The sequence below is a fragment of the Chromobacterium sphagni genome (assembly GCF_001855575.1).
GTDB classification, from domain to species: domain Bacteria; phylum Pseudomonadota; class Gammaproteobacteria; order Burkholderiales; family Chromobacteriaceae; genus Chromobacterium; species Chromobacterium sphagni.
Map to the genome: position 1 here is coordinate 1618392 of NZ_MKCS01000001.1, position 24812 is coordinate 1643203.

The 24812-nt window shown below is 65.2% G+C and carries 19 protein-coding genes; 17 read left to right on the forward strand and 2 right to left on the reverse strand.

All coding sequences use genetic code 11. The annotated features are described in order from the left end of the window. Positions 1–28: 28 nt before the first annotated feature. Entirely contained in the window at positions 29–490 is a 462-nt protein-coding gene (locus tag BI347_RS07735) for a GNAT family N-acetyltransferase (protein ID WP_071111826.1), read from the reverse strand. 119 nt (positions 491–609) lie between these two features. Here BI347_RS07735 and parC point away from each other — a divergent pair, with 119 nt between their 5' ends. The 14 genes from parC (at position 610) to BI347_RS07805 (ending at position 20904) form a co-directional block, all read left to right on the forward strand. Continuing rightward, the gene (gene parC / locus BI347_RS07740; RefSeq protein ID WP_071111827.1) at positions 610–2964 is read left to right on the forward strand and encodes a DNA topoisomerase IV subunit A; all 2355 of its coding nucleotides are present in this window, start codon (positions 610–612) and stop codon (positions 2962–2964) included. Continuing rightward, positions 2964–4520, forward strand: a complete 1557-nt coding sequence (locus BI347_RS07745; protein WP_071111828.1) for a two-component system sensor histidine kinase NtrB — start codon at positions 2964–2966, stop codon at positions 4518–4520. Before parC ends, BI347_RS07745 begins: the two co-directional genes overlap by 1 nt. Next, positions 4513–5829 carry a sigma-54-dependent transcriptional regulator gene (locus BI347_RS07750; protein ID WP_071111829.1) on the forward strand — a complete coding sequence of 439 codons (1317 nt, stop codon included), beginning with the start codon at positions 4513–4515 and terminating at the stop codon, positions 5827–5829. Before BI347_RS07745 ends, BI347_RS07750 begins: the two co-directional genes overlap by 8 nt. 884 nt (positions 5830–6713) lie before the next feature. After that, positions 6714–7385: an acyl-homoserine-lactone synthase gene (locus tag BI347_RS07755; protein ID WP_204378015.1), complete on the forward strand. Its 672-nt coding sequence runs from the start codon at positions 6714–6716 to the stop codon at positions 7383–7385. Between the two features lie 50 nt (positions 7386–7435). Further along, positions 7436–8767 (forward strand): 3-dehydroquinate synthase II domain-containing protein, encoded by a 1332-nt coding sequence (locus BI347_RS07760; protein ID WP_083338753.1) that lies wholly within the window; start codon positions 7436–7438, stop codon positions 8765–8767. A 64-nt stretch (positions 8768–8831) separates the two neighbouring features. Next, complete coding sequence (locus BI347_RS07765; RefSeq protein ID WP_071111831.1) at positions 8832–9926, forward strand: SDR family oxidoreductase; 1095 nt, start codon at positions 8832–8834, stop codon at positions 9924–9926. Between the two features lie 11 nt (positions 9927–9937). After that, on the forward strand, positions 9938–11347 hold the full coding sequence (locus BI347_RS07770; RefSeq protein WP_071115648.1) for a hypothetical protein: 1410 nt from the start codon (positions 9938–9940) through the stop codon (positions 11345–11347). An 18-nt stretch (positions 11348–11365) separates the two neighbouring features. Further along, positions 11366–13132, forward strand: a complete 1767-nt coding sequence (locus tag BI347_RS07775) for a class I adenylate-forming enzyme family protein (RefSeq protein WP_071115649.1) — start codon at positions 11366–11368, stop codon at positions 13130–13132. Beyond that, complete coding sequence (locus BI347_RS07780; RefSeq protein WP_071115650.1) at positions 13093–14343, forward strand: hypothetical protein; 1251 nt, start codon at positions 13093–13095, stop codon at positions 14341–14343. Before BI347_RS07775 ends, BI347_RS07780 begins: the two co-directional genes overlap by 40 nt. A gap of 30 nt (positions 14344–14373) precedes the next feature. Then, positions 14374–15114: an ABC transporter ATP-binding protein gene (locus tag BI347_RS07785; RefSeq protein ID WP_071111835.1), complete on the forward strand. Its 741-nt coding sequence runs from the start codon at positions 14374–14376 to the stop codon at positions 15112–15114. Between the two features lie 8 nt (positions 15115–15122). Beyond that, positions 15123–17105, forward strand: a complete 1983-nt coding sequence (locus BI347_RS07790) for an outer membrane lipoprotein-sorting protein (RefSeq protein WP_158020754.1) — start codon at positions 15123–15125, stop codon at positions 17103–17105. Between the two features lie 14 nt (positions 17106–17119). Then, complete coding sequence (locus tag BI347_RS07795) at positions 17120–18439, forward strand: ABC transporter permease (RefSeq protein WP_071115652.1); 1320 nt, start codon at positions 17120–17122, stop codon at positions 18437–18439. A 42-nt stretch (positions 18440–18481) separates the two neighbouring features. Continuing rightward, positions 18482–19294 (forward strand): class I fructose-bisphosphate aldolase, encoded by an 813-nt coding sequence (locus tag BI347_RS07800; RefSeq protein WP_071111838.1) that lies wholly within the window; start codon positions 18482–18484, stop codon positions 19292–19294. Positions 19295–19359: 65 nt separating this feature from the next. Next, positions 19360–20904: a class I adenylate-forming enzyme family protein gene (locus BI347_RS07805; protein ID WP_071111839.1), complete on the forward strand. Its 1545-nt coding sequence runs from the start codon at positions 19360–19362 to the stop codon at positions 20902–20904. Position 20905: 1 nt separating this feature from the next. Here BI347_RS07805 and BI347_RS07810 read toward each other — a convergent pair whose 3' ends face one another. Further along, the gene (locus BI347_RS07810) at positions 20906–21634 is read right to left on the reverse strand and encodes an autoinducer binding domain-containing protein (protein ID WP_071115653.1); all 729 of its coding nucleotides are present in this window, start codon (positions 21632–21634) and stop codon (positions 20906–20908) included. A 414-nt stretch (positions 21635–22048) separates the two neighbouring features. On the opposite strand from BI347_RS07810, the gene BI347_RS07815 reads away from it, so the two are divergent. The 3 genes from BI347_RS07815 (at position 22049) to BI347_RS07825 (ending at position 24777) form a co-directional block, all read left to right on the forward strand. Next, positions 22049–22747, forward strand: a complete 699-nt coding sequence (locus BI347_RS07815; protein ID WP_071111841.1) for an iron-containing redox enzyme family protein — start codon at positions 22049–22051, stop codon at positions 22745–22747. An 88-nt stretch (positions 22748–22835) separates the two neighbouring features. Then, positions 22836–23642: an aldolase gene (locus tag BI347_RS07820; protein WP_071115654.1), complete on the forward strand. Its 807-nt coding sequence runs from the start codon at positions 22836–22838 to the stop codon at positions 23640–23642. A gap of 34 nt (positions 23643–23676) precedes the next feature. Further along, positions 23677–24777, forward strand: coding sequence for an alpha/beta hydrolase (locus tag BI347_RS07825; RefSeq protein ID WP_071115655.1), 1101 nt, complete (start codon positions 23677–23679; stop codon positions 24775–24777). Positions 24778–24812 lie beyond the last annotated feature (35 nt).

A 24812-nucleotide genomic window follows, 5' to 3' on the forward strand; every position in this document is an offset into this window, starting at 1 on the left:
CGCTCTGGCGGCTGTTTTCATTTTTGCCTTAACTATTCCGCCGCATATCCAAATGCAAAATCCCGCCGTCGTCGTAAGGCTCGGACACCGGCAGGAAGCCGAAGGCGGCGTACATCGCGCTGGCGTCGCACTGCGCCGACAGCATGATGGCGCGGCCGGGGAAGTGCGCCTGGCACTGCGCCACCGCCTGCGCCAGCAGCGCCTTGCCCAGGCCCTGGCCGCGTGCGGCGGGTTCCACCACCACCCGGCCGACGGCGGCGGCGTCCGGGTATTTTTCGCCGGGGGCGATCAGGCGGGCGTAGGCCAGCAGCTGGCCGGCCTCGTCGCGGCCCGACAGATGCAGGCAGTGGGTGTCCACGCCGTCGATGTCGCCGTAGATGGACTGCTGTTCCAGCACGAACACCCGGTCGCGCAGTTGCAGAACTTGGTACAGCGCCAGCGGGGTAAAGCCGTCAAATCCGTGGCAATGCCACGCTATTCTGTTTGCCATAGTAGAATTCCTCCATTTCCCGTACCGGTCGTCGTCGGCATCCCGGCACCGTTTGAGATGCTATACCACCCTGACCGATCGCGTACCCAAATCCAGATCAAGACACTAGCATCAATAATATGAACAGCAACGACCTCTTCGCCCCGCCCGGCCCCGCCGGCGACCCGCCGCCGCCGCCTCCCGCCGCGCCGGAAACCGCCAGCGGCGACTGGATTCCGCTCGACCTGTACGCCGAGCGCGCCTACCTCGAGTACGCGATGAGCGTGGTCAAGGGCCGCGCGCTGCCGGAGGTGGCCGACGGCCAGAAGCCGGTGCAGCGACGCATCCTGTACGCGATGCGCGACATGGGCCTGGTGCACGGCGCCAAGCCGGTGAAGTCGGCGCGGGTGGTCGGCGAAATCCTGGGTAAATACCACCCGCACGGCGACAGCTCGGCCTACGAGGCGCTGGTGCGGATGGCGCAGGACTTCACCTTGCGCTACCCGCTGATCGACGGCCAGGGCAACTTCGGCAGCCGCGACGGCGACGGCGCGGCGGCGATGCGCTACACCGAGGCGAGGCTGACGCCGATCGCCGACTTGTTGCTGTCCGAGATAGACATGGGCACGGTGGATTTCGTACCCAACTACGACGGCGCGTTTGAAGAGCCGGCGCTGCTGCCGGCGCGCCTGCCGATGGTGCTGCTCAACGGCGCCTCCGGCATCGCGGTCGGCCTGGCGACGGAAATCCCGCCGCACAACCTCACCGAGGTGGCCGGTGCCTGTGTGGCGCTGTTGGACAACCCCGAACTGGACACCGCCGCGCTGATGCAATACGTGCCGGGTCCGGACTTCCCCGGCGGCGGGCAGATCATCACCCCGGCCGCCGACATCCTGTCCGCCTATGAAAACGGCCGCGGCAGCGTGCGGGTGCGCGCCAAGTGGGAGATAGACCGGCTGGCGCGCGGCCAGTGGCGCATCGTGGTGTCCGAGCTGCCGCCAGGCTCCAGCGCGCAGAAGGTGCTGGCGGAGATCGAGGAGGCCACCAATCCCAAGGTCAAGGCCGGCAAGAAGGCGCTGACCCAGGATCAGGCCAATCTGAAAAGCCTGATGCTGTCGCTGCTGGACCGCGTGCGCGACGAGTCCGACAGTGCCAGCCCGGTGCGGCTGGTGTTCGAACCCAAGTCCAGCCGCCAGGACCCGGATGAGTTCATGAACATCCTGCTGGCGCAGACCAGCCTGGAAGGCAACGCCTCGCTGAACATGGTGATGATAGGCCTGGACGGCCGCCCGGCGCAGAAGGGGCTGAAGGCCATCCTGTCCGAGTGGATAGACTTCCGCCGCAGCACCGTCACCCGCCGCCTGGCGCACCGTTTGTCGCAAGTGGACAAACGCATCCACATCCTGGAAGGGCGGATGATCGCCTTCATCCATATCGATGAGGTGATTCGCGTGATCCGCGAGTCGGACGAGCCGAAACCCGACCTGGTCAAAGCGTTTGGACTCACCGAAATCCAGGCCGAGGACATCCTGGAAATCCGCCTGCGCCAATTGGCGCGGCTGGAAGGCTTCAAGCTGGAAAAGGAGCTGTCCGAACTGCGCGAGGAGCGCGAAGGCCTGCGCCACGTGCTGGACTCCCCGGACGCGCTGACCAAGCTGATCCGCGGCGAAATCCAGGCGGACATCGCCAAGTATGGCGACAAGCGCCGCAGCGAGATCAAGGCCGCCGAGCGCGCGGTGCTGACCCAGACCACCGCCGACGAGCCGGTGACGCTGATCCTGTCGCAAAAAGGCTGGATCCGCGCCCGCGTCGGCCACAATCTCGACCTGTCCACGTTGGCGTTCAAGGACGGCGACGCCCTGGCGGCGGCGGTGGAGGCCCGCACCGTGTGGTCGGCCATCGTGCTGGACCACAACGGCCGCGCCTACACCATCGATCCGGCCACGGTGCCGACCGGCCGCGGCGACGGCGTGCCGGTGGCCTCGCTGGTGGACCTGCAGGACGGCGCCAAGCCGGCGCAGCTGATCTCCGGCCCCGATGCGGCGCGCTTCATCGTCGCCGGCTCGGGCGGCTACGGCTTCATCGCCAAGATCGGCGACATGGCCGGCCGGGTGAAGGCCGGCAAGGCTTTCATCACGCTGGATGCGGGCGAGAAGGTGCTGGCCCCGGTGCCGGCGCCGCAGGGCTCCGGACTGGAGGCGCTGCAATTGGTGGCCGCTGCCGACAGCGGCCGTCTGCTGGCCTTCCCCGCCAGCGAGCTCAAAGAGCTGTCCAAGGGCCGCGGTTTGATGCTGATGGCGCTGGACGAGGGCGCGGCGATGACGGCGATAGGCCTGGTGGCCGGCAGCAGGGCGCTGCTGTCCACCACCTCGGTGCGCGGCAAGGTGGCCGACGAGAAGCTGGCGCTGGAGGAGTTTGTCGGCAAGCGCGGCAAGAAGGGCAAGCTGATGCCGAAGAAATGGCTGGTCAGCGCCATCAGCGAGTTGCCGATGTGATGATCCGGACCGGTCAGCCGCAGGCCCTCACCCCCCGCGCCGCGCTGTTGTTCGTCAACGGCTTCCGCGCCCTGTTGCTGCTGGTCCTGTTGTTGATGTCGCTGCTGCCCAGCAGCGACGGCCTGTCGCTGATCGAGGGCGGCAGGCACTTCTATCTGTGGTCCGGCGTCTACCTGCTGCTGATCGCTATGTGGTTTCTGCTGCGCGAAGGCCGGCTGGGCCACACCCTGCAGCTGACGCTGGCGATCGCCGCCGACATCGCGATGATGGTGCTGCTGATGGCGATGAACGAAGGCATCCGCGGCGGCTTCGGTCTGCTGCTGCTGCCCTATCTCGCCGCCGCCGGCCTGTTGTCCACCGGCCGCTACGCCTTGTTCTACGCCGCCATCGCCACGCTGATGCTGTTCGGCTACGCCGGCATGGAGCACGAGCTGGGTCTGTCCCATACCGCCGACCTGTCCTACAGCGCGCTGCTGGCCGCCGCCTGTTTCGTCACCTCCATCGCCACCTGGCAGCTGGGGCGGATGGCGCGCGCATCGGAGGCGCTGGCCGCGCAGCGCGGCGGCGAAATCGCCAACCTCAACCACCTGAACGAACTGATCCTGCAAAGCCAGCGCGACGCGGTTGTGGTGCTGGACGAGGAGGGCCATCTGCGCCAGTTCAACCTGCAGGCGGCGCGTTATTTCAGTGGCCTGCAGCGCGGCCAGCTGCTGGCGGAGCTGTTGCCGCTGGTGCGGCGCTGGCAGCTGAACGGCTATCCGGCGCTGTCCACCTTCGTCGAACACAGCGTGCGCGGCCGCCAGCTGGTGGGGCGGCTGGTGCCGGTGCCGGTCCCGGAGGGCGAATTGCGCGGCGTGGTGCTGTTCATGCGCGACATGGCCGACATGGCGGAGGAGGCCAAGCGGGTGAAGCTGGCCGCGCTGGGCCGGCTCAGCGCCAATATTGCCCACGAAATCCGCAATCCGCTGTCCGCCATCAGCCACGCCGCCGATCTGCTGGCCGAGGACGAGGCAGATCCGGCGCGGCGGCGGCTGATGCGCATCGTCCAGGACAACACCCGCCGCATCAACGGCATGGTGGAGGATGTGCTCACCCTGGGCCGGAGCGACCGGGTCAAGCGCGAATCCATCGCGCTGTCGCCGTTTATGGCCGAGCTGCTGGAACATTTCACGATGGCGCAGCCTGCTGCCGCGGGAGTCGTCGCTTGCCGGCTGCCAGACGGCTGCAAGCTGCGCTTCGACCGCGGCCACCTGTCCCAAGTGCTGGGCAATCTGCTGGCCAATGCCTGGCGCCACAGCAGCCGCCGCCCGGGCGCGGTGCAGTTGCAGGCCAGCGTGGCCGAGGACTATCTTATTCTGCGGGTGATCGACGACGGTCCGGGCGTGGCCGAAGCCGAGCAGTCGCGGCTGTTCGAACCTTTTTTCACCACGGAAAGCGCCGGCAGCGGCCTGGGTCTGTACATCGCGCGCGAACTGGCCGAGGCCAACGACGCGCGGCTGGACTACAGCCCGCCCGGCGGCGTGTTCCGGCTGACCTGTCACCTGGCCTATGACTAAGACACCGATGCGCGTACTGGTAGTGGACGACGAGCCGGACATCCGCGAGCTGCTGGAGCTGACCCTGTTGAAGATGGGGTTGCAGCCGGTCTGCGCCGGCAGCGTGGCCGAGGCGAAGGGCGTGCTTGCCGCCGGCCCGTTCGATCTGGCCCTGACCGACATGCGCCTGCCCGACGGCGAGGGGCTGGAGGTGGTGCGCCATATCGGCGAGCAGGCGCTGGACGTGCCCATCGCGGTGATCACCGCCTACGGCAGCACCGACAACGCGGTGCGGGCGATGAAAGCCGGCGCTTTCGACTACCTGCAAAAGCCGGTGAGCCTGGCGCAATTGCGCAGTCTGGTCAAAACCGTCCTGAGAGTCGACAGCGGCAAACCCACGCCGCAGCAGCGGCTGGTGGGCGATTCGCCGGCCATCCAGGAGGTGCTGCGGCTGATCGAGAAGTTGTCGCGCAGCCAGGCGGCGGTCTACATCCGCGGCGAGTCCGGCACCGGCAAGGAGCAGGCGGCGCGGCTGATCCATGAACAGGGTTCGCGCGCCGAGCGGCCCTTCGTCGCCGTCAACTGCGGCGCGATTCCCGACAATCTGATGGAGAGCGAGTTCTTCGGCTACAAGAAAGGCGCTTTCACCGGCGCCGACGCCGACCATGACGGCTTCTTTCAGCAGGCGCTGGGCGGCACGCTGTTTCTGGATGAGGTGGCAGACCTGCCGCTGGCGATGCAGGTGAAGCTGCTGCGCGCCATTCAGGAAAAGACCGTGCGCAAGCTGGGCGGCAGCCAGGAAGAGGCGGTGGACGTGCGCATCATCTGCGCCACCCACCAGGACTTGGCCGCGCGGGTGGAGGCCGGCAGCTTCCGCCAGGACCTGTACTACCGCCTGAACGTGCTGCCGCTGCGCATGCCTGCGCTGCGCGAGCTGCGCGAGGACATTCCCCGCTTCGCGCAGCAGCTGTTGCAGCGCTACGCCGGCGAGGGCGCCACGCCGCAGCTGTCGGCCGACGCCCGCCAGGCTTTGCAGGACTATGGCTATCCCGGCAATTTCCGCGAACTGGAAAACATCCTGGAACGCGCGGTGGCGCTGGCCGCCGGCCCCGCGCTGAGCCGGGATGATCTGCAGCTGACTCCCAGCCGCGAGCACAGCCCGGAGCCATGCGGCGCCGAGCCGCTGCAAGACTATCTGGACCGGGCGGAGCGCGAAGCCATCGTCAAGGCATTGGACGCTACCCATTACAACCGCACCCAGGCCGCCAAGCGGTTGGGCGTCACTTTCCGTTCGCTGCGTTACCGGATGGAGCGGCTGAGAATAAATTAATTGGGGTGGGGCGCTAAATTTAGGTCTCTCAATTGGCGGCGAGTCTTGGCTCTCAGAGCGTGATGAACTCGGTTGAGTTTAGCGCTCTGGCAGGCGAGTTCAGCTGGTGTTTTCCACTTCAGGGCAGAGTGGGACGTCGGTATCTTGCTATCGTAGCGCCGCAAGGTGTTGGGCATTCTGCCGCGGCCAGTCCACGCACCAGGCCTCGTTGATTCCGATAGCCACGCTTCTCGGGAGCGGGGCCGATTTGTTGCGACGCGGACGCTGGCTGCGCCAAGCGGAAGGCCACGCACGCCAACTGGCGCCGGGCCGCATCGCGCAGGATGCGCCGGCCGATATTTCCATTTGGGCCGGTATGGCCTGAATCGTCGGCGAATCTGCCGCGGTGCGTGCAGAAATATGCCTGAGCGCGCAAACCTCCCGCGTTGGCAACCGGCAACTTCTTCCTGATTGCGGCTGAGCGAGGTCCGGTGCGCCTGGCGGCCATGCCTTCTTGTGGCGATGCCACACTGATCTATGGGCCAGTTCATGCGGTTCCGCCTTGCTATTTCTCAAGTGGTTTTTCGTTGACTCCCTTCCGGTAGCCGGCTATCGCCGCGCCGTTCCGGCTCGCGGCGATAGCCGCCAAAAGCTGTTGCCGCAAGCTTCTTGCCGCTTTATGCCGCTAGCTCCGCCGTTTGCCGGACGATGCCGCGGCAAGCCCTCTCGTGCGCGTTTCCAGGCGGTCCTAACAGTTCTGCTAGGTTACGCCGCGCCAACCCGATCCTTAGGATGCAGACCAAGCGGAAACGTGCGGTCAGCCGCGTTTCAAGCACATGAAAAGCAACATGGAATTTTCAGGCGTGACAGCCGGCCCAGCTTAGGCGGCTGTCTGGATCCATCCCTTGAGTGAGCTTTGGAAAGCGACGTGTCAAATGGATTTGCCAGTACTGGATTTTCAGATTGCCCAGCAGGCGCAATTGCCGGTCATCGACCTGGAGAACATGCTGCGGCTGCGCGCCCGGATCTTCCGCGACCGGATGGGGTGGGATGTCCGCGTCGAAAATGGCATGGAGCGGGACGGCTACGATGAGCTTGATCCCCACTACCTGCTGATGAAGCGCCGCGACGGCGGCCTGCAAGGCTGTATGCGGCTGCTGCCCACGCTGGGGCCGAACATGCTGCGCGATGTGTTTCCCGCCCTGCTGGCCGGCAGGGCGGTGCCGGCCGACCGCCATACCTGGGAGGTGTCCCGCTTTGCCGTGGATCCCTGCGGGCCATGCCGGCAGCATGCCGACCGCCTGGAACATATCCGCGCCGCCCTGCATCACCTGTGCGGCTTTGCCGGGCGGCATGACATCCACCGATTTGTGATGGTCACCACGCCAACCGTGCAGCGCATGCTGCACCAGTTGGATGTGGAGGCCGAGGTGTGCGGCGCGCGGACCCGTTTCGGCATCGACGAAGCGGTAGTGCTGTCGGTAGCCCTGAGCCCGGCCAATCTCCGCGCGGTCGCGCCGCTCCATTTTCCGATTCTCCCGATGCCGGCCGCGTTGCCGGCCCGGGTCTGGCTGTGAGTTTCCTGATTTCTAGCAACCACTGTTTCTAAACCACTTGGAACCCCACCATGGAACAAACCCTCAACAAGCGTCCAGGCGCGAGCGCAGAGAAAACCGCCACCAATGAAAAGGCGGTATCCAGCGATAAGCAAGCCGACAAGCGCAATCCCACCACGCCGCGCGATCCGGTTCCGCCGAGCAACGCCGCGCTGTCGCCGTTCACCACCGAGGTACGCAGCAACGAAGGCAATGAGCTGTGGTACGACTCCAAGGTGCTGGCCAAACTGGGCGAAGACAATCGCCGCGCCATCACCCAGCGCCTGGGCCAGGGTCGTTACAACGGCATCGTGCTGTACGCCGACAATCTGAAAGAGCTGAGCCAAGCGGTATCGCCGCGCTTGCAGCGCGTGCTGCATATCGAGTCGGCCGAGCAATGGGCCGAACTGTCGACGCTGATCTCTCCGGCCGGAGGCAAAGACCTGATCCAGGTTTCGGTCATCTCCAGCAGCCAGCCGGCCTTGCTGGCCACTGCGCGCAGCGCGGGCTTCCGCACCAGCTGGCGCGCCCATGTCGACAACGCCGCCTCCTTGCACGCCTCTTTCCATGACGGCATGCACTATGACTTCCTGATGGTGTCATTCAAGGATCCGACCAATATCCCGCTGGAACTGGTGATCGCAGAGCTGCACAAGACCAATACCGTGCTGCTCAAGGAAGTGAATCAGGATGTGGACGACGCGGTGATCGCGCTGGGCGTGTTGGAGCTGGGCAGCGACGGCGTGCTGGTGGCTTTCACCGATATGGAGCAGTTCGACCGCTTCGCTCACAAGATCGATGCCCAGGCCACGCCGAGCATCGACATCCAGGTTGGCGTGATCGAACGCATTACCCACTTGGGCCTGGGTTACCGAGCCTGCATCGACACCACCCACATGTTCAATCCGGATGAGGGCATCCTGGTCGGCTCCACTTCTACCGGCGGCCTGCTGTGCTGTCCCGAAGTGTTCCACCTGCCTTATATGGAGCTGCGTCCGTTCCGCATCAACGCCGCTTCAGTGCATAGCTACGTGTTCCAGGCCAATGACCGCACCAGCTACATCAGCGAATTGCGGGCCGGCAGCTCGCTGACCACGGTCAACGCTCGCGGCGAGACCCGCCAGATCTTCGTCGGCCGCACCAAGACCGAAATCCGTCCATTGCTGCTGATCGAGGCTACGTTCCCGGAGAACCGCAAGGTCAACATCATCATGCAGGACGATTGGCACGTGCGGGTGTTCTCCGACGAGGCCAAGCCGCGCAACGTCACCGAGCTCAAGGCCGGCGACCGGGTGCTGGGCTTCGGCACCGAGCCGGGCCGCCACGTCGGCGTGAAAGTGGACGAACACATCATCGAACTCTGATCCATCCGGACCGGAGCCCCGCAATGGGGCTCCGGCGGCGGACACCATCCAATAGGAGCAGAAAGTGCATCAGATCCTGATTACCGGCGCTACCGGCTTTGTCGGCGGCGCTCTGGCGGCCAATTTTCTGGCGCGGGGCGCCCGCGTGGTCGCCTTGTCGCGCAACGACCCCGACGGCATGCGAACCATCAATGCGGTGGTGGCTGCGGCCCAGGGGTGCGGCCTGGACATCCATGGCGCGCTGGAAAGCCATCTGGATGTCGTCAATGTCGATTTCGCCACACTGGATAAAGAACTGGGCGGGACCGAGCTGAGTGGCGTCACCGAGGTATGGCATGTGGCGGCGGAGATGAGCTACTCCTCCCACAAACTGTCGCAGTCGTTCGCGACCAACGTCGGCAATACCGGCCGGCTGTACGAGACGGTCTGCCGCCACGCCCCCGCCTGTCGCCGTTTCTATTATGTGTCCACCGCCTATGTGGCCGGCATGGCCGGCGGCTTGGTGCCGGAAGAGCTGCACGCGCGCAGCCATATGGCCAATACCTATCAGGTGACCAAGTGGAGCGCCGAACAGTCGCTGCATCTGCTGTTCCAGCGCCACGGCTTGCCGGTCACCCTGTTCCGTCCCAGCGTGGTGGTGGGGCACCGCCGCACCGGCTGGGCGCTGCGCAACGGTTTCGGTTTCTACATGTTCCTCAACGCCATGGTGGCCATTGCCCAGGCCGGCCACAAGGAACTGGCCGTGGATTTGGTGGCGGACAGCCGCCCCGACCTGATCTCCATCGATCAATTGGCGGCCGACGCCTGCTCGTTGACGCTGCGCCAGCAGCCGGGCCGCGATTTCGAGGTATTCCATTGCGCCGGAGGCCGTTCGGAACGGATGGAAGACCTGGTGCGGATGTGGGGCGAGGTGGCCGGAGTGCGCGCCGCGCTGGGCACGCCGTCGTCGGTGCTGGACCAGAAATTCGATCGCGCGGTGGAGCCTAATCGTCCGTTTGCCAACCAGGAATGGCAGTTCGATCGCAGCAAGCTGGATGCCGCCACCCAGCGCAGCCAGTCTTTGGCGCCGCTGTCGTTGGAAGAGCTGCATGCAATGTGCCACTGGTATGCCCATGGCTCGATGGCCGATGAGCAAACCGCCGTGGCGGAAGCGCACTGAGGAGAGCCGCCGTGACCTTCCAAACTGCCACGCTGCCTGTCCGCGAACCGCTTGCGGAGGCACGGCCGCTTGACGCCTTGTCCGAGGCCTTCGTTCACCTGGGCGAACTGGCCAATGTCAACACCAACCAGATTCTCATCGTCGCCGGCTGCCTGGACGCCGCTCTGCTGGAACGTAGCGTCCGCCAGGCGGTGGCCAAGGTGCCCTTGTTGCGCGCCCGGCCGCTGGCCGGCCGGCCCGGTATCGAAGCCGACGCCTTCAGCGCCGAGCTGCCTTTAGTCCGTCATTTCGAGCATGCCGGCGTCTGCGATTTCGGCGATGCCGCTTTCCGCCGATTGCTGATGGACTTCAGCTTCGACAACCGGTTGGACTGGCGAGGCCGGCCCCCGGTGCAGCTGTTGCTGATCACCGCGGCCGACCGTTCCAGCAGTTGCGTCTACCTGAACACGCACCACGGTGTGGCCGACGCCCGCAGCGACAGCCTGCTGTTCCGGTTGATCATCGATCATTACGCCTATCTGAGCGGCGCGGCGTCGGCGCCGCCGCCCATTGAGCGGCTGCCGTACGCCATGCTGACCGAGATCCGGCCTGACTGGTATCGCCCGCTGGAGCGGACGTTGCGCTGGCTGCGCGGTTTCCGCAGCGTGGCGGCGGATCTGTTGCAGCGCGATATCGGCCTGCGGGTGCCATTGCGCGGGCCGCGCTGGGAGGATGGCGCCAAGCAAACGGGCATCGGCGAGCTGGACTTCTTCCACAGCCTGTTGCCGGAAGCGTTATCCGATCGCCTGACGACGGTGGCGCGCGGTACCGGCGTCACCGTCAACACCCTGTTGTGCGCGGCGCTGGCGCGCCATCTGGAACGCGCCAGCGGCCGTAGTCAGGGCGTATTGCGCATTACCTGCGCGATCAGCCTGCGCCGGCTGATCGACCGCCGCTACGATCTCAGCTTCCGCAACTATCTGGTGCCGAGCAAGATTCGCATCCGCCTGGGCCAGAGCGGTCGAGAGTTGATCCGTTCGGTGCACCAGGCCATAGGCACGGCGCGCAGCGATAGGCAACTGAGTACCGAGCTGGGGCGGCTGGAGTCGCTGCTGCTGGCCTTGCGCCGACGACCGCTGCATGGCATCGCCCGCGCCATGCTCAACGTCTGCCAGGGCACCAATGCTTGTTATTCCAATCCAGGGCGGATCGAGGAGGACTTTTCCAGCTTCGGATCGGATCGGCACCCCACCTTGCAGTTCGTCGGCTTCGGTTGTTTGGTGCCGCCTTACGATTTCATTCTTTACACGCCCACCGTCAATGGCCGGATGCAGCTGGATCTGGTCTATCGCCGCGCCGCGTTCCGTGCCATCCAGCAGGAATTCGTCGGCCCTTTGTTGGCCGCGTTGCAACAGTTGCTGGATGAAATCGAAGCTACTTGAACCCGAACGGATGCCGCCATGAGCTATTTATTCGCCGCCATTGCGCTCGCAGCGCTCGGCTACCTGATTTTCGTCTTTATTCATTTGGGATTTCCGGGCCGGCTGGCCCTGCTTGCCAGTTGGGACGACCGCATCGACACCGTGCTGGAAGCCGCTGCGCGACGCCACGGCGAGCGCGAATTGATCGAACTGGCGCAGCCGCTGGCCTGGACCGGGCGCCAAGCATGGAGCGCGGGCCAACTGTTGGAAACCGTCAACGCGCTGTCCGCCTGCTGGTTGGGACAGGGAGTGGTTCCCGGCGACCGGGTCGCCATCTACAAGGCCAACGACTTCGATTACTTCCTGTTTTCCGCCGCCGCCATTCGCGTCGGAGCCATCGCGGTGCCGATGAACGCCAATGTGGCGCCGGACATTGCCGGCCTCTATATGGAGCGGATGGGCGTCAGCCTGCTGCTGACCGACTGCGCCGCCTGGGCGAGGCTGCAACCGTTCGCGCCGGCCACCCTGCGGCAGACGGTGCTGGCCGATAGCCCGGCGATGCAGGCCGGGGAGCGCGCGCACGGCTTGGCCGCGTTGTTGCGGCAGCCCCAAGCCCCGGCGCCGCTGCGGCCGCGCGGCGCGGCCGATCCGCTGTACATCGTTCACACCTCCGGCACCACCGGCATGCCGAAGGGCGTGATCCTGAAATCCGAAGGCGTCGCCCAGTCGCTGCGCTCCATCGTGCTGTTCAATCTGGTGTCGCCGCGCGATTCGGCCAGCTTCGCGCTGCCGCTCAACCACCAGGTGTCGCAGCTGTATCTGCACGGCTCGCTGCTGATGGGGGTGCGCTGCATCATTAATGGCGATCTGAGCGCGCCGGCGCTGTTGCGTCAACTGGAGCAGAAGCGGCCGACGGTGTTCTTCGGCTTCCCTATCACCTACACCCGGCTGATGATCGCCGGCGCGCAGGGTCACACGCTGGACAGCGTGCGGATCTGGGGCACCACCGCCGATGCCAGCCATGAAGTCCAGCAGCGGGCATTCCTGCCAAAGGGCTCGTTCTTTCGTCGCCTGGGGCTGCCGGTCGACGGCTCGCTGTTCATCGACGGACTGGGGTCCAGCGAGGTGGGCATCGCTGCGTTGCTGCGCATCGCCACGCCGTGGACCCGCCGTTTCGATCGCCGAGTCGGCCGCAAGACGCCGCTGGGGCCGCAGATCAAGGTAGCGGACAGCGAGGGGCTGCCGGTGGCAAAGGGCCGCCCCGGCCTGTTGATGATCAAGGGCAAGAGCATGTTCGGCGGCTACTGGAACGCGCACGACGTGCTGTACGCCTCTTCGCGCGACGGCTGGTGGTTCACCGGCGATGTGGTGCGCGAGGATGCCGACGGCGAAATGATCCATCTGGACCGCGAGGTGGATGTGATCCACACCCGTTCCGGCCCGGTCTACACGCTGCCTCTGGAGGAGATCATCCTCAAGCGCGCCGGAGTGCTGGACGTCACTGTGTTTGGCGTGCGGCCGCAGGCTGGCGCGCCCGAGTTGTCGGCTGCGGTCGTCGCGCTGCGTGCCGATGCGGCGCCGATTGCGCCGGACGCTCTGCTGCGCGAATTGAACGGGCAGTTGGAGCCGGAGCAGCGCCTGTCGCATCTGTGGATCACCGCTTGGGAGGATTTCCCGATCGGCGCCACTGGCAAAACCCTGAAACGCCGCCTGCGCGAGCGCTACAACGCGTTGCTGCAGCCTGAGACCATCACCGCGAGTCCTGCATGCACTACTACTGCGCCAGCCGAATCGCGTCCCTGCTGAGCGGCGCCGCGCTGGCGCTCTGCGCCGCCGCCAGCCAGGCCGACGAGGCCGCTGGCGATGCGCCGACCGGCAGCACGCTGCGGATGGAGCACGACGCCACCGTGCAGATGATAGGCGAGCGCGACTACCTGTCGGCGCCGCTGGGTGGCAATGTCGCCAAGTACAACGCGGCCGAGCTGCGGCTCAATCTGCAGCTTCATTGCGACGGCGGCCTCTGCGACGGCAGCCGCGCGGTGCTGAAGCCGCGGATCTGGCTGGACGACGAATCCAAGCCCGACGCGCTGCCCTCGCGTCAGCCGCAGTCGTTGATGGAAGGCTACGCCATCGTGCCGCTGGGCGAGGGCGAGGTTGGGGCGGGGAAGCGCCTGCTCGGTTGGGGGCCGTCGATGCTATACAGCCCCACCAATCGCCTGTTCCCGGACAACGGCGCAGTGACGCCGCGGCGCGAGATCGCCGGCAAGCCGATGGCCTTCGCCAGTCTGCCGTTTTCCACGCGAGGCCGTTTCAGTCTGCTGCTGGCCGACCCCAATCTGGACCCGGTGCCGGGCATCCGCACCGGCGGCGAGTTTGCGTTGGCGCGCAGCGAATGGAGCTGGGTGTCCGAGCAATCGGCCACGCTGGGCGTGGTACTGGGCGGCGGCGGCGGCCTGCAGCCCTACGCCGGCAGCTACGCGCAATACGGTCTGGGCGACGCCTGGACTCTGAGCGGGGAGTTCGCCGCCTCGCGCGGCTTCGCCCGGCGCGGCGCCGCCGGCCCGCTGCTGGCGCAAGATCAGGACCGCTGGCGCTGGGACGGCACGCTGGGCTTGCGCTACGGCCTGGCCTCAAGCGCTGAGATCGGATTGGAACTGATCTACAACGGCTACGCGCTGACGCCGGCCGAGCTGGCTAATCCGCTGATCGCCGGCGCGCCGTCCAGCGGCAGCTCGCCATCGCACAACCGGCCGCTGCACCCCTTTGTGCAAAGCCGCTACGCGCTGTTGCAGACCACTTGGCCCAAGTTGTTCGGCGACCGTCGCTGGGGCTTGACCACGCGCTGGCTGCAAGGATTGGACCAGTCCAGTTCGGACATCTTCTGCGAGCTGTCCTATAGCCCCAGCGACGCCAGCACCATTTATTTCGGCGTCTCGCACAGCCGGGTGCCGAGCGATCTGGAGCCGAGCCGCCCGGTGCCGCGCAACGTCTATCTGGCGCTGGAATTCCATTTCTAACCCTGAACAAGAACCTACTGGAGATTTGCCGTGAACCTAGTTGAATTTGCATCGGTGACCAAGCGCTACCAGCTTGGCGATGTTGAGGTGGTGGCGCTCGATGGCGTCAGCTTCGCTGTCCAGCCGGGCGATTTCGTCGCCATCACAGGTCCCAGCGGCAGCGGCAAGACCACCATGCTCAACCTGATCGGCTGCCTGGACGCGCCTTCATCGGGCGAGATGCGGGTGATGGGCAAGGCGGTGAGCTCGCTGGACGAGCAGGCGCTGGACCAGTTGCGCAGCCGCACCTTCGGCATGATTTTCCAGAACTTCAACCTGATTCCGGTGTTGACCGCCGAGGAAAACGTTGCCCTGCCGCTGCATTTGCACGGCTTGTCGCGCCAGGAAATGCGCAAGCGCTCGCAGGACGCGTTGCGCGCGGTCGGTCTGGAACGCTTCGCCGGCTTCCGTCCCGATCAGTTGTCTGGCGGCCAGCGCCAACGGGTGGCGGTGGCGCGGGCGCTGGTAACCAGGCCGCAGTTGATCCTCGCCGATGAGCCCACCGCCAGCCTGGACACTACCAACGCCATTGCGCTGGTCGAGTTGATGAAGCAATTGAACGCCGACCACGGCGTGACTTTCGTGTTCTCCACCCACGACGACCGGCTGCTGCAGCATGTCCGCCGCATCGTGGAGCTGCGCGACGGCAAGCTGTCGGTCACCCGCGAGCATGCTGCGCACCAGGAGCCGGCCAGTTCCGTTCCGCAAACCGACGATCAAGGGGTGCTGTGATGTGGGCGATGGCATTTCGCAATCTGTATCGCGACCGCAGGCGCACGCTGGCCACGGTGGTGGCGGTGGGCGTCGGCTTGCTAGCGGTGTTGCTGTTCCTGGGCTACATCCGCTTTGTCGAGGGATCGCTGGCTTCGGTGGTGATCTACCGCGACGCCAACGCCCATGTGCAGGTCTACCGCAAGGATGGGCCGGAGCAACTGGCCGCCACTCCGGCGCAGTACTCGCTGGACCGTACCGAACAGCAGATGCTGCACCGTCTGGCGCAAGGGTTGCCGCACTTCCGCAGGGTGTCGGACCAGTTGGTCGGGGTCGGCATGGTCAATACCGGCAAGCATAACGCGGTGTTTCTTGGGCGCGGCATAGATCCGGCTTTCGAAGCCGCTTTGCAGTCAGAGAGCCGGCTGGCGGCCGCCCCGTCCGGGCTGGGTCGCGACGGCTTGCTATTGACACGCCAACTGCAGGATCTGCTGGGCTCGCCGGCCAAGGGCAGCGACCTGCAGTTGTTCGGCGCGTCCTACTCCAATCGGCTGAACGCTATCGAGGCGCCGTTGACCGGTGAATTCTCCACCGGCATCGAGGCGATAGAGGACAAGGGCTTGAAGGCGCCGCTAAGTCTGTTGCAGTCGCTGTACGACACCGACGCGGTCTCGCGGGTGGTGGTGCTGCTGGATGACCGCGGCAACGCCGCGGCCTACCGCGACGCGCTGGCCGCCAAGCTGGAACGCCAGTCACCCGGCCGTTACGAGGTGACCACCTGGAACCACCCGCAGATCGGCCAGCTGTATGTCAGCTTCATGGGCTTCTTCAACATGGTGTTCGCTTTCACCGGCACGGTGGTGTTCGTGATCGCCCTTACCACCATCCAGCACACGGTGGCCATGAATGTGGCCGACCGCACCCGCGAAATCGGCATGTTGCGCGCGATGGGCTTCAGCCGCGGCAGGATCGCCGGCTTGTTCGTCCGGGAAAGCGTGCTGACCACTCTGATTGCGGCCATCGTTGCCCTGGGACTCGCTTATATGACTATCTACGCCATCTTCTTCGCCAATCTGCAAACCCAGCTGCCGCGCATCGCCGAGCCGGTGCGGCTGGCGCTCGACCTGCCGCTGAACTGGGCGCTGCTGGCGGTTGCCATCGCGGCGCTGGGCATCGCGCTGGGCGCGGCGGCGACTGCCCGCAAGCGTATCGGCGGCGCGGTGCGAGCCGACGGCAAGGCCGTGCCATTGACCCGGATGCTGGCCACCACTACCTGCCTGATGCTGGCCACCATGCTGACCGTCAGCCTGGCCCACGCCGAGGACGCGCCCAGCGAGGCGACCATGCGCGACTGGCTGCATAAGGCCGATCTGGCCCGGGGCGGCTGGGGCAGCTACAAGTGGTCGCTGAGCATCCATACCGAAGATCCGGCCGGCGCCACCAGCACCACTTACGACATCGCGGTACGCGACGGCAAGGCGCTGGCGCGCACGGTGGAACCCAAGCGCTATCAGGGCGAGAAGATCCTGATCGCCTCGCGGGCGATGTGGTACGTCAAGCCGGGTCTGCGCAAACCGGTCAGCATCAGCCCGCAGCAGCGGCTGGTGGGGGAGGCGGCCAACGGCGATATCGCCGCCACCCAGTATGCCCGCGACTACAGTCCGGCCTACGCCGGCAGCGCCCAGATCAATGGCGTCGACTGCTACAAATTGAAACTGACCGCTGCCACGCCTGGCGCCACCTATGAGGGCATCGTCTATTACCTGGACAAGCGCAGCTTGATGGGGGTCAAGGCCGACTTCCTGACCGCCAGCGGCGCGGTGTTCAAGACCGCCACCTTCGAATACGGCAACAAGGTCAAGGTCAATAACCGCGAGCAGCCATTCGTGTCCAGCATGAAGATCGTCAACGCCAACTTCCCGGACCGCTTCAGCCGTCTGCAGTACGCCCAGGTCGTTCCCAGCAGCTCGCCGGACAGCCTGTTCGCGCTCGACACGCTGATGACCATGTGAAGGAGCGAATCTAGATGAATACCAAATTACTGTTGAGCATGTCGCTGCGCAATGTGCGGCGGCAGGGGCGGAAATCCATCAGCACCCTGGTGGTGATGGCGGTGTCCATTCTGGCGCTGTGCCTGCTGGCCGGCTACATGCAGTCCAACGTCGAGTTGATCGAAAACGCTTTCATGCGCTGGGGCGCGCGCGGGCACCTGGTGATCGAGAGGCCGTCCTCGCAGCTGGCGCGCGAAGTGGAGGGCGCCGGTCAGAATCCGATCACTGCGGCGATGCAAGGCCGTATCGACCGGGTGCTGTCCGCTGACCCGGCGGTGGCCGCCCGAGCCCGCATCCTGCGTATTTCCGGCATGGTGTCCAACGCCAGGGTCAGCACCATCTTCGCAGGCATCGGCCAGGACGTGCAGGAGGTGCGCCGCATCAAGGGCCCGGCCTACGAGTATGACGTGGTGGCCGGCACACCGCTGTGGCAGGAGAAACGCGCCCATCCGCTGGTGTTGGGCCAGGGCCTGGCGGCCATCCTGGGCTGCCAGGTGCCCAAGATAGGCTTCGCCCCGGCGCAGCCGGGCCAGACCCCGGCATCTAGGCCGGTCGACTGCCCGCCCGGCCCGCTGGAGCTGACGGTGTCCACCCGCGGCACTGAGCGCATCAACGCCACCCAGGCTCAGGCGACCGGCATCATGGACTGGGGCATCAAGGAAATCAACGACCGGCTGGTCGTGATGCCGATGGCCGATGCCCAGGGCTTGCTCAACACTTCCGAGATCAGCGAATACCACGTGTTGCTGGCCGACGGCGCCGATCTGGACGCCGCGCGCGACCGGCTGGCCGCCCGCTTCAGACAGGCGGGGTTGGATGTCACCGTGTTCCGCTGGTCCGACCGGGCGGCCTTCTATCAGCAGGTCAAAACCGTGCTGGGCGGTTTCCTCAACTTCATCGCCATCGTCGCGGGCATCGTCGGCTTCACCAGCCTGCTCAACGCCAGCTACATGAATTTTTCGCAACGCGCCCGTGAATTCGCCACCTTGCGCAGCCTGGGTTTCACCCGCCGCTTCGTGATGACGCTGACTGCGCTGGAAAACAGCTGGTTGGCCGCCGCCGCCGCCTTGCTGGGCATCGCTTGCGCGTTGGGCGTCACCTGGGCGGTGCGCGCCGCCAAGATCATGTGGACGCCGCCCGGCTCCAGCAACGCGGTGCCGGTGGAGGTGGCCTGGGTAGTGCCGGTCTACGCGCTGACCTTGTTCGGCGTGGTGATCCTGGCGGCGCTGGCTAGCGCGATTCCCACCCGCAAGATCTTGCGTCGGCCTATCCGCTCGGTGCTGACCGAATCCTGAAACCACGGTTTACACACACACCATCGCATCAAGGAGGCTTGAATGACTGAAATGGCACGCAAACGTCGCTGGTCCCGCTTCATTGACCGGCAATCCGGCAAGGCCTTGATCGTTCCCATCGACCATGGCCTGACCATGGGGCCGCTGGAGGGCCTCAATCGGGTGGAAGAGGTTCTGCGCTGGCTGAACCCGGACGTCGTCACCGGCATCGTGGCGCACAAGGGCTTCGCCCAGCGCCTGGGGGGCGCGCCGGGCTGCGGTCTGATGATCCATCTGAATGGCTCGTTGAATGTCGGAGAGACGCCGGATTTCAAGCGGATGGTCACCAGTGTGGAGGCGGCGCTGCGCCTGGGCGCGGACGCGGTTTCCATTCAGACCAATTTCTCCGCCGCTACCGCCGACCATAATCTGCAACTGATCGGCCAGGTGGTGGATCAGGCCCATGCCTTTGGCTTGCCGGTGTTGAACATGGTTTATGACAAGGGGCCGCTGCAGGGCAAGGAGCTTACCCACCTGCGCCATTTCATGCGCGCGGCGGTGGAACTGGGCGTGGACGCGTTGAAGGTGGCCGCGCCGGAAGATCTGAACCGCATCCCTGAACTGGTGGATGGCATCCAGGAGCATACGCCGGTGTTGTTCGCCGGCGGCGCGCTGGCCGACGAGCTGTCTTTGCTGGAGCTGGCCGCGGCGGTGGTGCGCCATGATACCGGCGGAATCTGCGTGGGACGCAATGTGTTTCAGCGGCCCAACCCGCTGTCGACGATGACCCGCTTGCGCGACCTGTTCCGGCGCGGTGTGCCGACAATGGATTTCAGCCGCCTGGCGCAGCCGGAGGCGGCGGAGCTGGAAAACTGAGCTTGGCCGCTTGGCCGCTTGGCCGCTTGGCGGCCCGGCACTTTCATCATTCAGAGGTTCTAGATATGCGTATTGAATCCAGCCCCGGCTGCGTCGACCTGATGGTGGACCGCCATGTGCGCGCCGGGCGCGGCGATTGCATCGCCTTGATAGAGCGCGGCGCGCGCGGCCGACGCACGCTCAGCTATCGCCAGCTGCAAGCCTTGACCCTGGCGGCGGCGCGCGAAATGGACATTCTGCTGGCCGGCAACCGTGCCGGCCAGCGCGTGGCGCTGATCGGTTCGGCGACGTTGGAGACCGTCGTCTACTGGCTGGCGGCCATGCGTTCACAACGGCTGGCCTTCATGGTTCATCCGGATCTGCCGGCGGATCATTACGAAGGCCTGTGGCAAAGCTACGACCCGGAACTGATCCTGGCCGACCGAACGGTGCGGCAGGCGCAGGGCGAGGCGATGAGCACGGTGGAAGAACTGGCGGCCAGGAAGGGAGAGCCGGACTTGCCGCACCCGGTGGGCGGCATTGAGGCCAGTTTCGATTTGCGTCCGGCGCTGGTGCTGGCGACTTCCGGCTCCACTGGCCGGCCCAAGTTGTGTGTCCATTCGCACCGATCGTTCTGGGAGTTCGAACGGGTGGTCACCCGGCCAATGTGGGGGCTGGAGTCCGGAGACCGAGTGCTGGCCAGCACGGGACCGTTTTTCTCCTTCGGTCTGCAGGGGCTGCATGCGCCTCTCAGCGTTGGCGCGACCGCGGTGCTGTTGCCGGAGTGGAGCCGCCACACCGATTTTCTCGACACGATCGAGGCTGAGGCGGTGACGGCCTTCCTGGCGGTGCCCACGCTATACCATCTGCTGATGGCTCGGGCGGAGCGGGAGTACGACTTTCGCTCGTTGCGGCTCGCCTTCGCCGCCGGCGAGCGGCTGCCGGCAGCGATACGGCAGCGCTGGCAGGCTTTGACCGGCGCGCGGATGCTTGACTCCATCGGCACTACCGAAACTTTCGCGCCCTATCTGTCGGAAACGGCGGATGCGGGGCCGGGACTGCGGCAAGTGGAGGGATTCCGTTACTTCGAAACTCCGCATGTCAGCACTGACGAACTGCCGTCCGACGTTTTCACCCTGGGATTGGCCGGCGGCTGTCTGATGCTGGGCTATCTTCGCCCGGGCGAGGCCGGTGTCGTCGATCCGGCGCCGGAACAGTTTCCCACCCGCGACCTGTTTATCCGTGACGGCGAAGGGCTGGGCTTTGTCTCGCGCGACAGCGAGCGCATCAAGGTGGCCGGCTACTGGGTCAGCCCGCAGGAGCTGGAAGCCTTTCTGGTGAGCGACAAGCGGGTGTTGAAAGCGGCTGCGCTGCCGGTTGTCACCGCCGAAGGGTTGACTCGGCTGCGCGCCTACGTGGTGGCTACCGCCGGCGGTTCCGTTGGCGCGGCGCTGGTGGAGGATCTGATGAGGCGCATTCAGCGCGAACTGCGGCCAAAGGCCTTGCGGCCGGACCGCATTGAACTGGTGGCCGATATCGCCACCACTCCGAGCGGCAAGCTCAAGCGTCAGGAACTGCAGAGTCTGGTCACCCATCCGGAGGCTACCGCCGGGGCGGTGCTGGCGGGCTGATTCAGGCGGAAATCAGGCCGATTGCCAGCGCGCGGGCGACAGCCTGGCGGCGATTGGACACGTTCAATTTATTGATGATGTTGCGAATATGAAAATTCACGGTGGATTCGGAGCAGCGCAGGATGCGGGAGGTTTCCCAGGAGGTTTTCCCGGCGGCGGCCCAGTGCAGGCATTCGTTCTCGCGCTGGGTCAGACTGACCTGCACGGCGGCGTGCGATTCATCGATCCGGCAGATCGCCTCGTAGGCGTACGAGCACAGCAGATGCACGGTCGGCGTCAGGGTTTGCAGCCAGCTGTCGGTTTGCGGGTCGGCTCGGGCGTCGCATGCCACCGACATCATCATCGGATGGCTGCGTCCAACGCCGCGCAGCGACGTGGCCACTCCCGCGGAAACGCCGTAGGCCGACGCCTCCTCGAACAGGTGCTGGGAGGCGCTGTCCTCGAAGCAGCCGCGGTGCCAGATCAGCGGCACCGCGGACTGGCGGCAATGCCGCACCACGGGGTCGTGGTCCACCCATTGCAAGCGGGCGTAGCGCTCCATCCAGGCGGACGGGTAGTTGGTTTCCACCCTGGGCGACAGTCCCTCGCCAGGCGAGGTTTCGATTCCGATCAGGAAGAAGTCAAGGCCGATGTTGGAAACCAGTTGCTGGCAGCGGTGCTTGATTTGTTCGATTGTGACGGCCGACAGCAGGTCGGGCAAAGCACGGATGACATGGTCTTGCGGGTGCATAGAACCTTCTCTGACTTTCAACTGCGGATTCAATGACAAAGGAACAATTTGGGTATGGCTTGTTTTCGCCTCGAAAGTCTGGCAGCTATGCCGGGCAATGACAAATGTAAGTTATGTTAAAGACATAAATCCAAATTGGATGGTTGGAGGTGAGAAATAATCTACTCTACTTGTTTTTGTTACGATTTTATCGATTGAAATTAGTATTTTGATTATTTTTCGACGAAGTTAATCACATTTAATTGTGATTTAAGGATTCCATCCCGAGGTGGCGTATCGCCCCATGTACGCCTGGGCTAGCAGAGGCGGCCGGCCACCGACCGGACACGTTGTGCCATCGCCGCAACGGTAAGCGGCCTCATTATCCGATCGGTCTGAAAGGACCTTCTCAATCTTGGTTTTGGAGCAAACTCTATGGACATGCAACTGGCGCTGTTTGAATCGACCAAGGAGCAATTGATCGAACGCATCCGGTCACACTCCTTCCTGAAACGCTGTCGTTCTGGCGAAGTTTCCCTGGACGAGTTGAAGATATTCCTGGTGCAGCAGGGGCTGTATAGCGCCTACTTCACGCGCTACCTGTGCGCGATGATGGCCAATCTGCCCAGCAACGAAGAAGTGTTGGAACTGGCGGAAAACCTGTTCGAGGAGCTGGGGCTGGCGCCGAACAGTCCGCGCCCACACCATCTTATCTATCGGGAGATGCTGGAACACTATTCGTTGTCGCTGGACGGCGCTCAGCCGCTGGCCGGAACCCGCCGTTTGATAGACAGCATGTTCCTGCATTGCCGCAACCTGAATCCGGCGGCTGGCTTGGGCGCGTTGTGTCTGGGTGCGGAAGGCCTAGTGCCGGTGATGTATGGCGAAATCATTCGTGGCTTCGAGGCGCAGGGCGCTATCCGGCGCGATATCGAGTTCTTCCATATCCATGTCGAATGCGACGACGGCCATGCCGACACCATACGCGAAATCATGCTGGATATCGCCAGCTCGACTCCGGAGCAGATCGACGTGATGTTGTCGGCAGGGATGAGCTTGGTGGACGCGCGTCTGGACTTCTTCAGTTCCATCGAAGAGGCCTATCAGGAGCGCGCGCAAGCGGCGATGGCCTGATGGGGGAGGCGCCCGCCCGGGCTCGTCGCGGCCGGGCGCGGCTTCCGGATCTGCCGACGCCTTTCTACCCGAATCATTAAGGAGACTCATGGTGGATACCATGGCAATGGACAAGCAGCAATTGATAGACCGGGCCAAGGGGCAAATGCAGCAGCATCTGACGGCGGGGAGCTGGACCTTGCGCGAAAGGGTGGCGCTGACCTGTCGCATCCTGTTCGCCCAGGGGCACGATTCCGGTCTCGCCGGGCAGATAACCGCGAGAGCGGAGCAGCCGGGCGCTTACTACACTCAGCGGCTGGGGCTGGGCTTCGACGAGATTTCGGCCGGGAATTTGCTGCAGGTGGACGCCGACCTGGAGGTGCTGGAAGGCCGGGGCATGCCCAATCCCGCCAACCGCTTCCATAGCTGGATCTATCGGGCCCGCCCCGACGTGCAGTGCATCATCCACACCCACCCGGTTCATGTGTCTGCGTTGTCGATGCTGGGGCGGCCGCTCAGGGTGGCGCACATGGACGCCTGCATGTTGTATGACGATGTCGCCTTTCTGGCCAAGTGGCCCGGCGTGCCGGTGGGCAACAGCGAGGGAGAAATCATCAGCGCGGTGCTGGGGAGCAAGCGCGCTGCGTTGCTGGCCCATCATGGCCTGGTGGTGGCCTGCGGTTCGGTGGAGGAGGCTTGCATGATGGCGATCCAGTGCGAGCGCGCTGCCAAATTGCAATTGCTGGCCGAGGCGGCCGGCAGCATCCACGAACTGGAGCCGGAGCTGGCGCGTGAAGCGCACGACTGGATACTGCAGGGCAAGCGTTCCCTGGCCGGATTTGCGTACTATGCCAGGCGTGCGCTGCGCGCCGAACCGGGTGGCGACAACCACCCGCTGTCGATGCGGGTGGACTGATGCCCACCGCTTGCCGATGCGCCGGAGTGGCGCAATGAGCGGGGTGGTGGCAGCGCTGCTGCTACGGCTGGAGCGGGCGTCGGCGCGCCGCGCGCTGGGATTGCCGGCGCTATGGCTGGCCTTGCTGGCGGGCCGGCCACGGCGGGTGGATGGTGCGCCGCTCAACCGCCAGTTGCAACTGATGCTGAGGCTGCGCTGGCTAAGTGGAAAGCGGTCCTGGCATCGGATGGGCGTGGCCGCCGCCAGGCGGCAGCTGGAGAGGGAGGGAGGCCTGTTGGCTCAGGATGTACCCGCTTCGGTCAGCCACCGCGACATTGAGCTGGATGGTTCGGCCGGTCCGATCCGCGCCCGGCTGTATCGTCCGGGGGGGCTGGCGCTACCGGCGCCGACATTGGTGTTCTACCATGGCGGCGGCTTCGTGGCGGGGTCGCTCGACTCGCACGATTTGCCCTGTCGCGCGCTTGCCGCCGCGACCCCCTGCCAGGTGGTATCCATCGATTATCGCCTGGCGCCGGAGCATCCGTTCCCAGCGGCCGTCGACGACGCCGTTGATGCCTTGCGCGCGGTGGCGGCCAACTGCGCGCGCTGGGACGTTGACCCGGCGCGGCTGGCTGTTGGCGGCGACAGCGCCGGCGGCAATCTCGCCACTGTCGCCGCGCTGGCGACGCGGAGCGACCCGGTCAGGCCCTGCTTCCAGATATTGTGGTATCCGGTGGTGGACAGTACTGCCAGTTTTCCTTCTGTTCAGCGCTTTGCCCGCGGTTTTTATCTGGATTGGCCCACCATGCGCTGGTGCCTGGGCCATTACACTGGAGGCGGCCAGTTGCGCCATCCGCAGGTATCGCCTATTTTCGCCGATCTGGCCGGCGCTCCGCCCGCCTACATCCAGACCGCCGGTTTCGATCCGCTGCGAGACGAGGGCGAAGCCTATGCCGACAGGCTGGCGGCGGCAGGGGGCGTGGCGCAGCACCGCCGGTATCCCGGTCTGATCCATGGTTTTTTCAATCTGGCCGGCTGCGTGGACGAGGCCGGCGCGGCCTTCGACGATGCCGCCGCCGCCCTGCGGCAGGCGCTGTATCGGCCCATGCCGGGCATGGTTGGGCTGAAGAGCGGCGAGCAGCTGGAGCCAGCCTGAGCCGCCTGTTGCAAGATAAAACCGGCTCTGCCTGC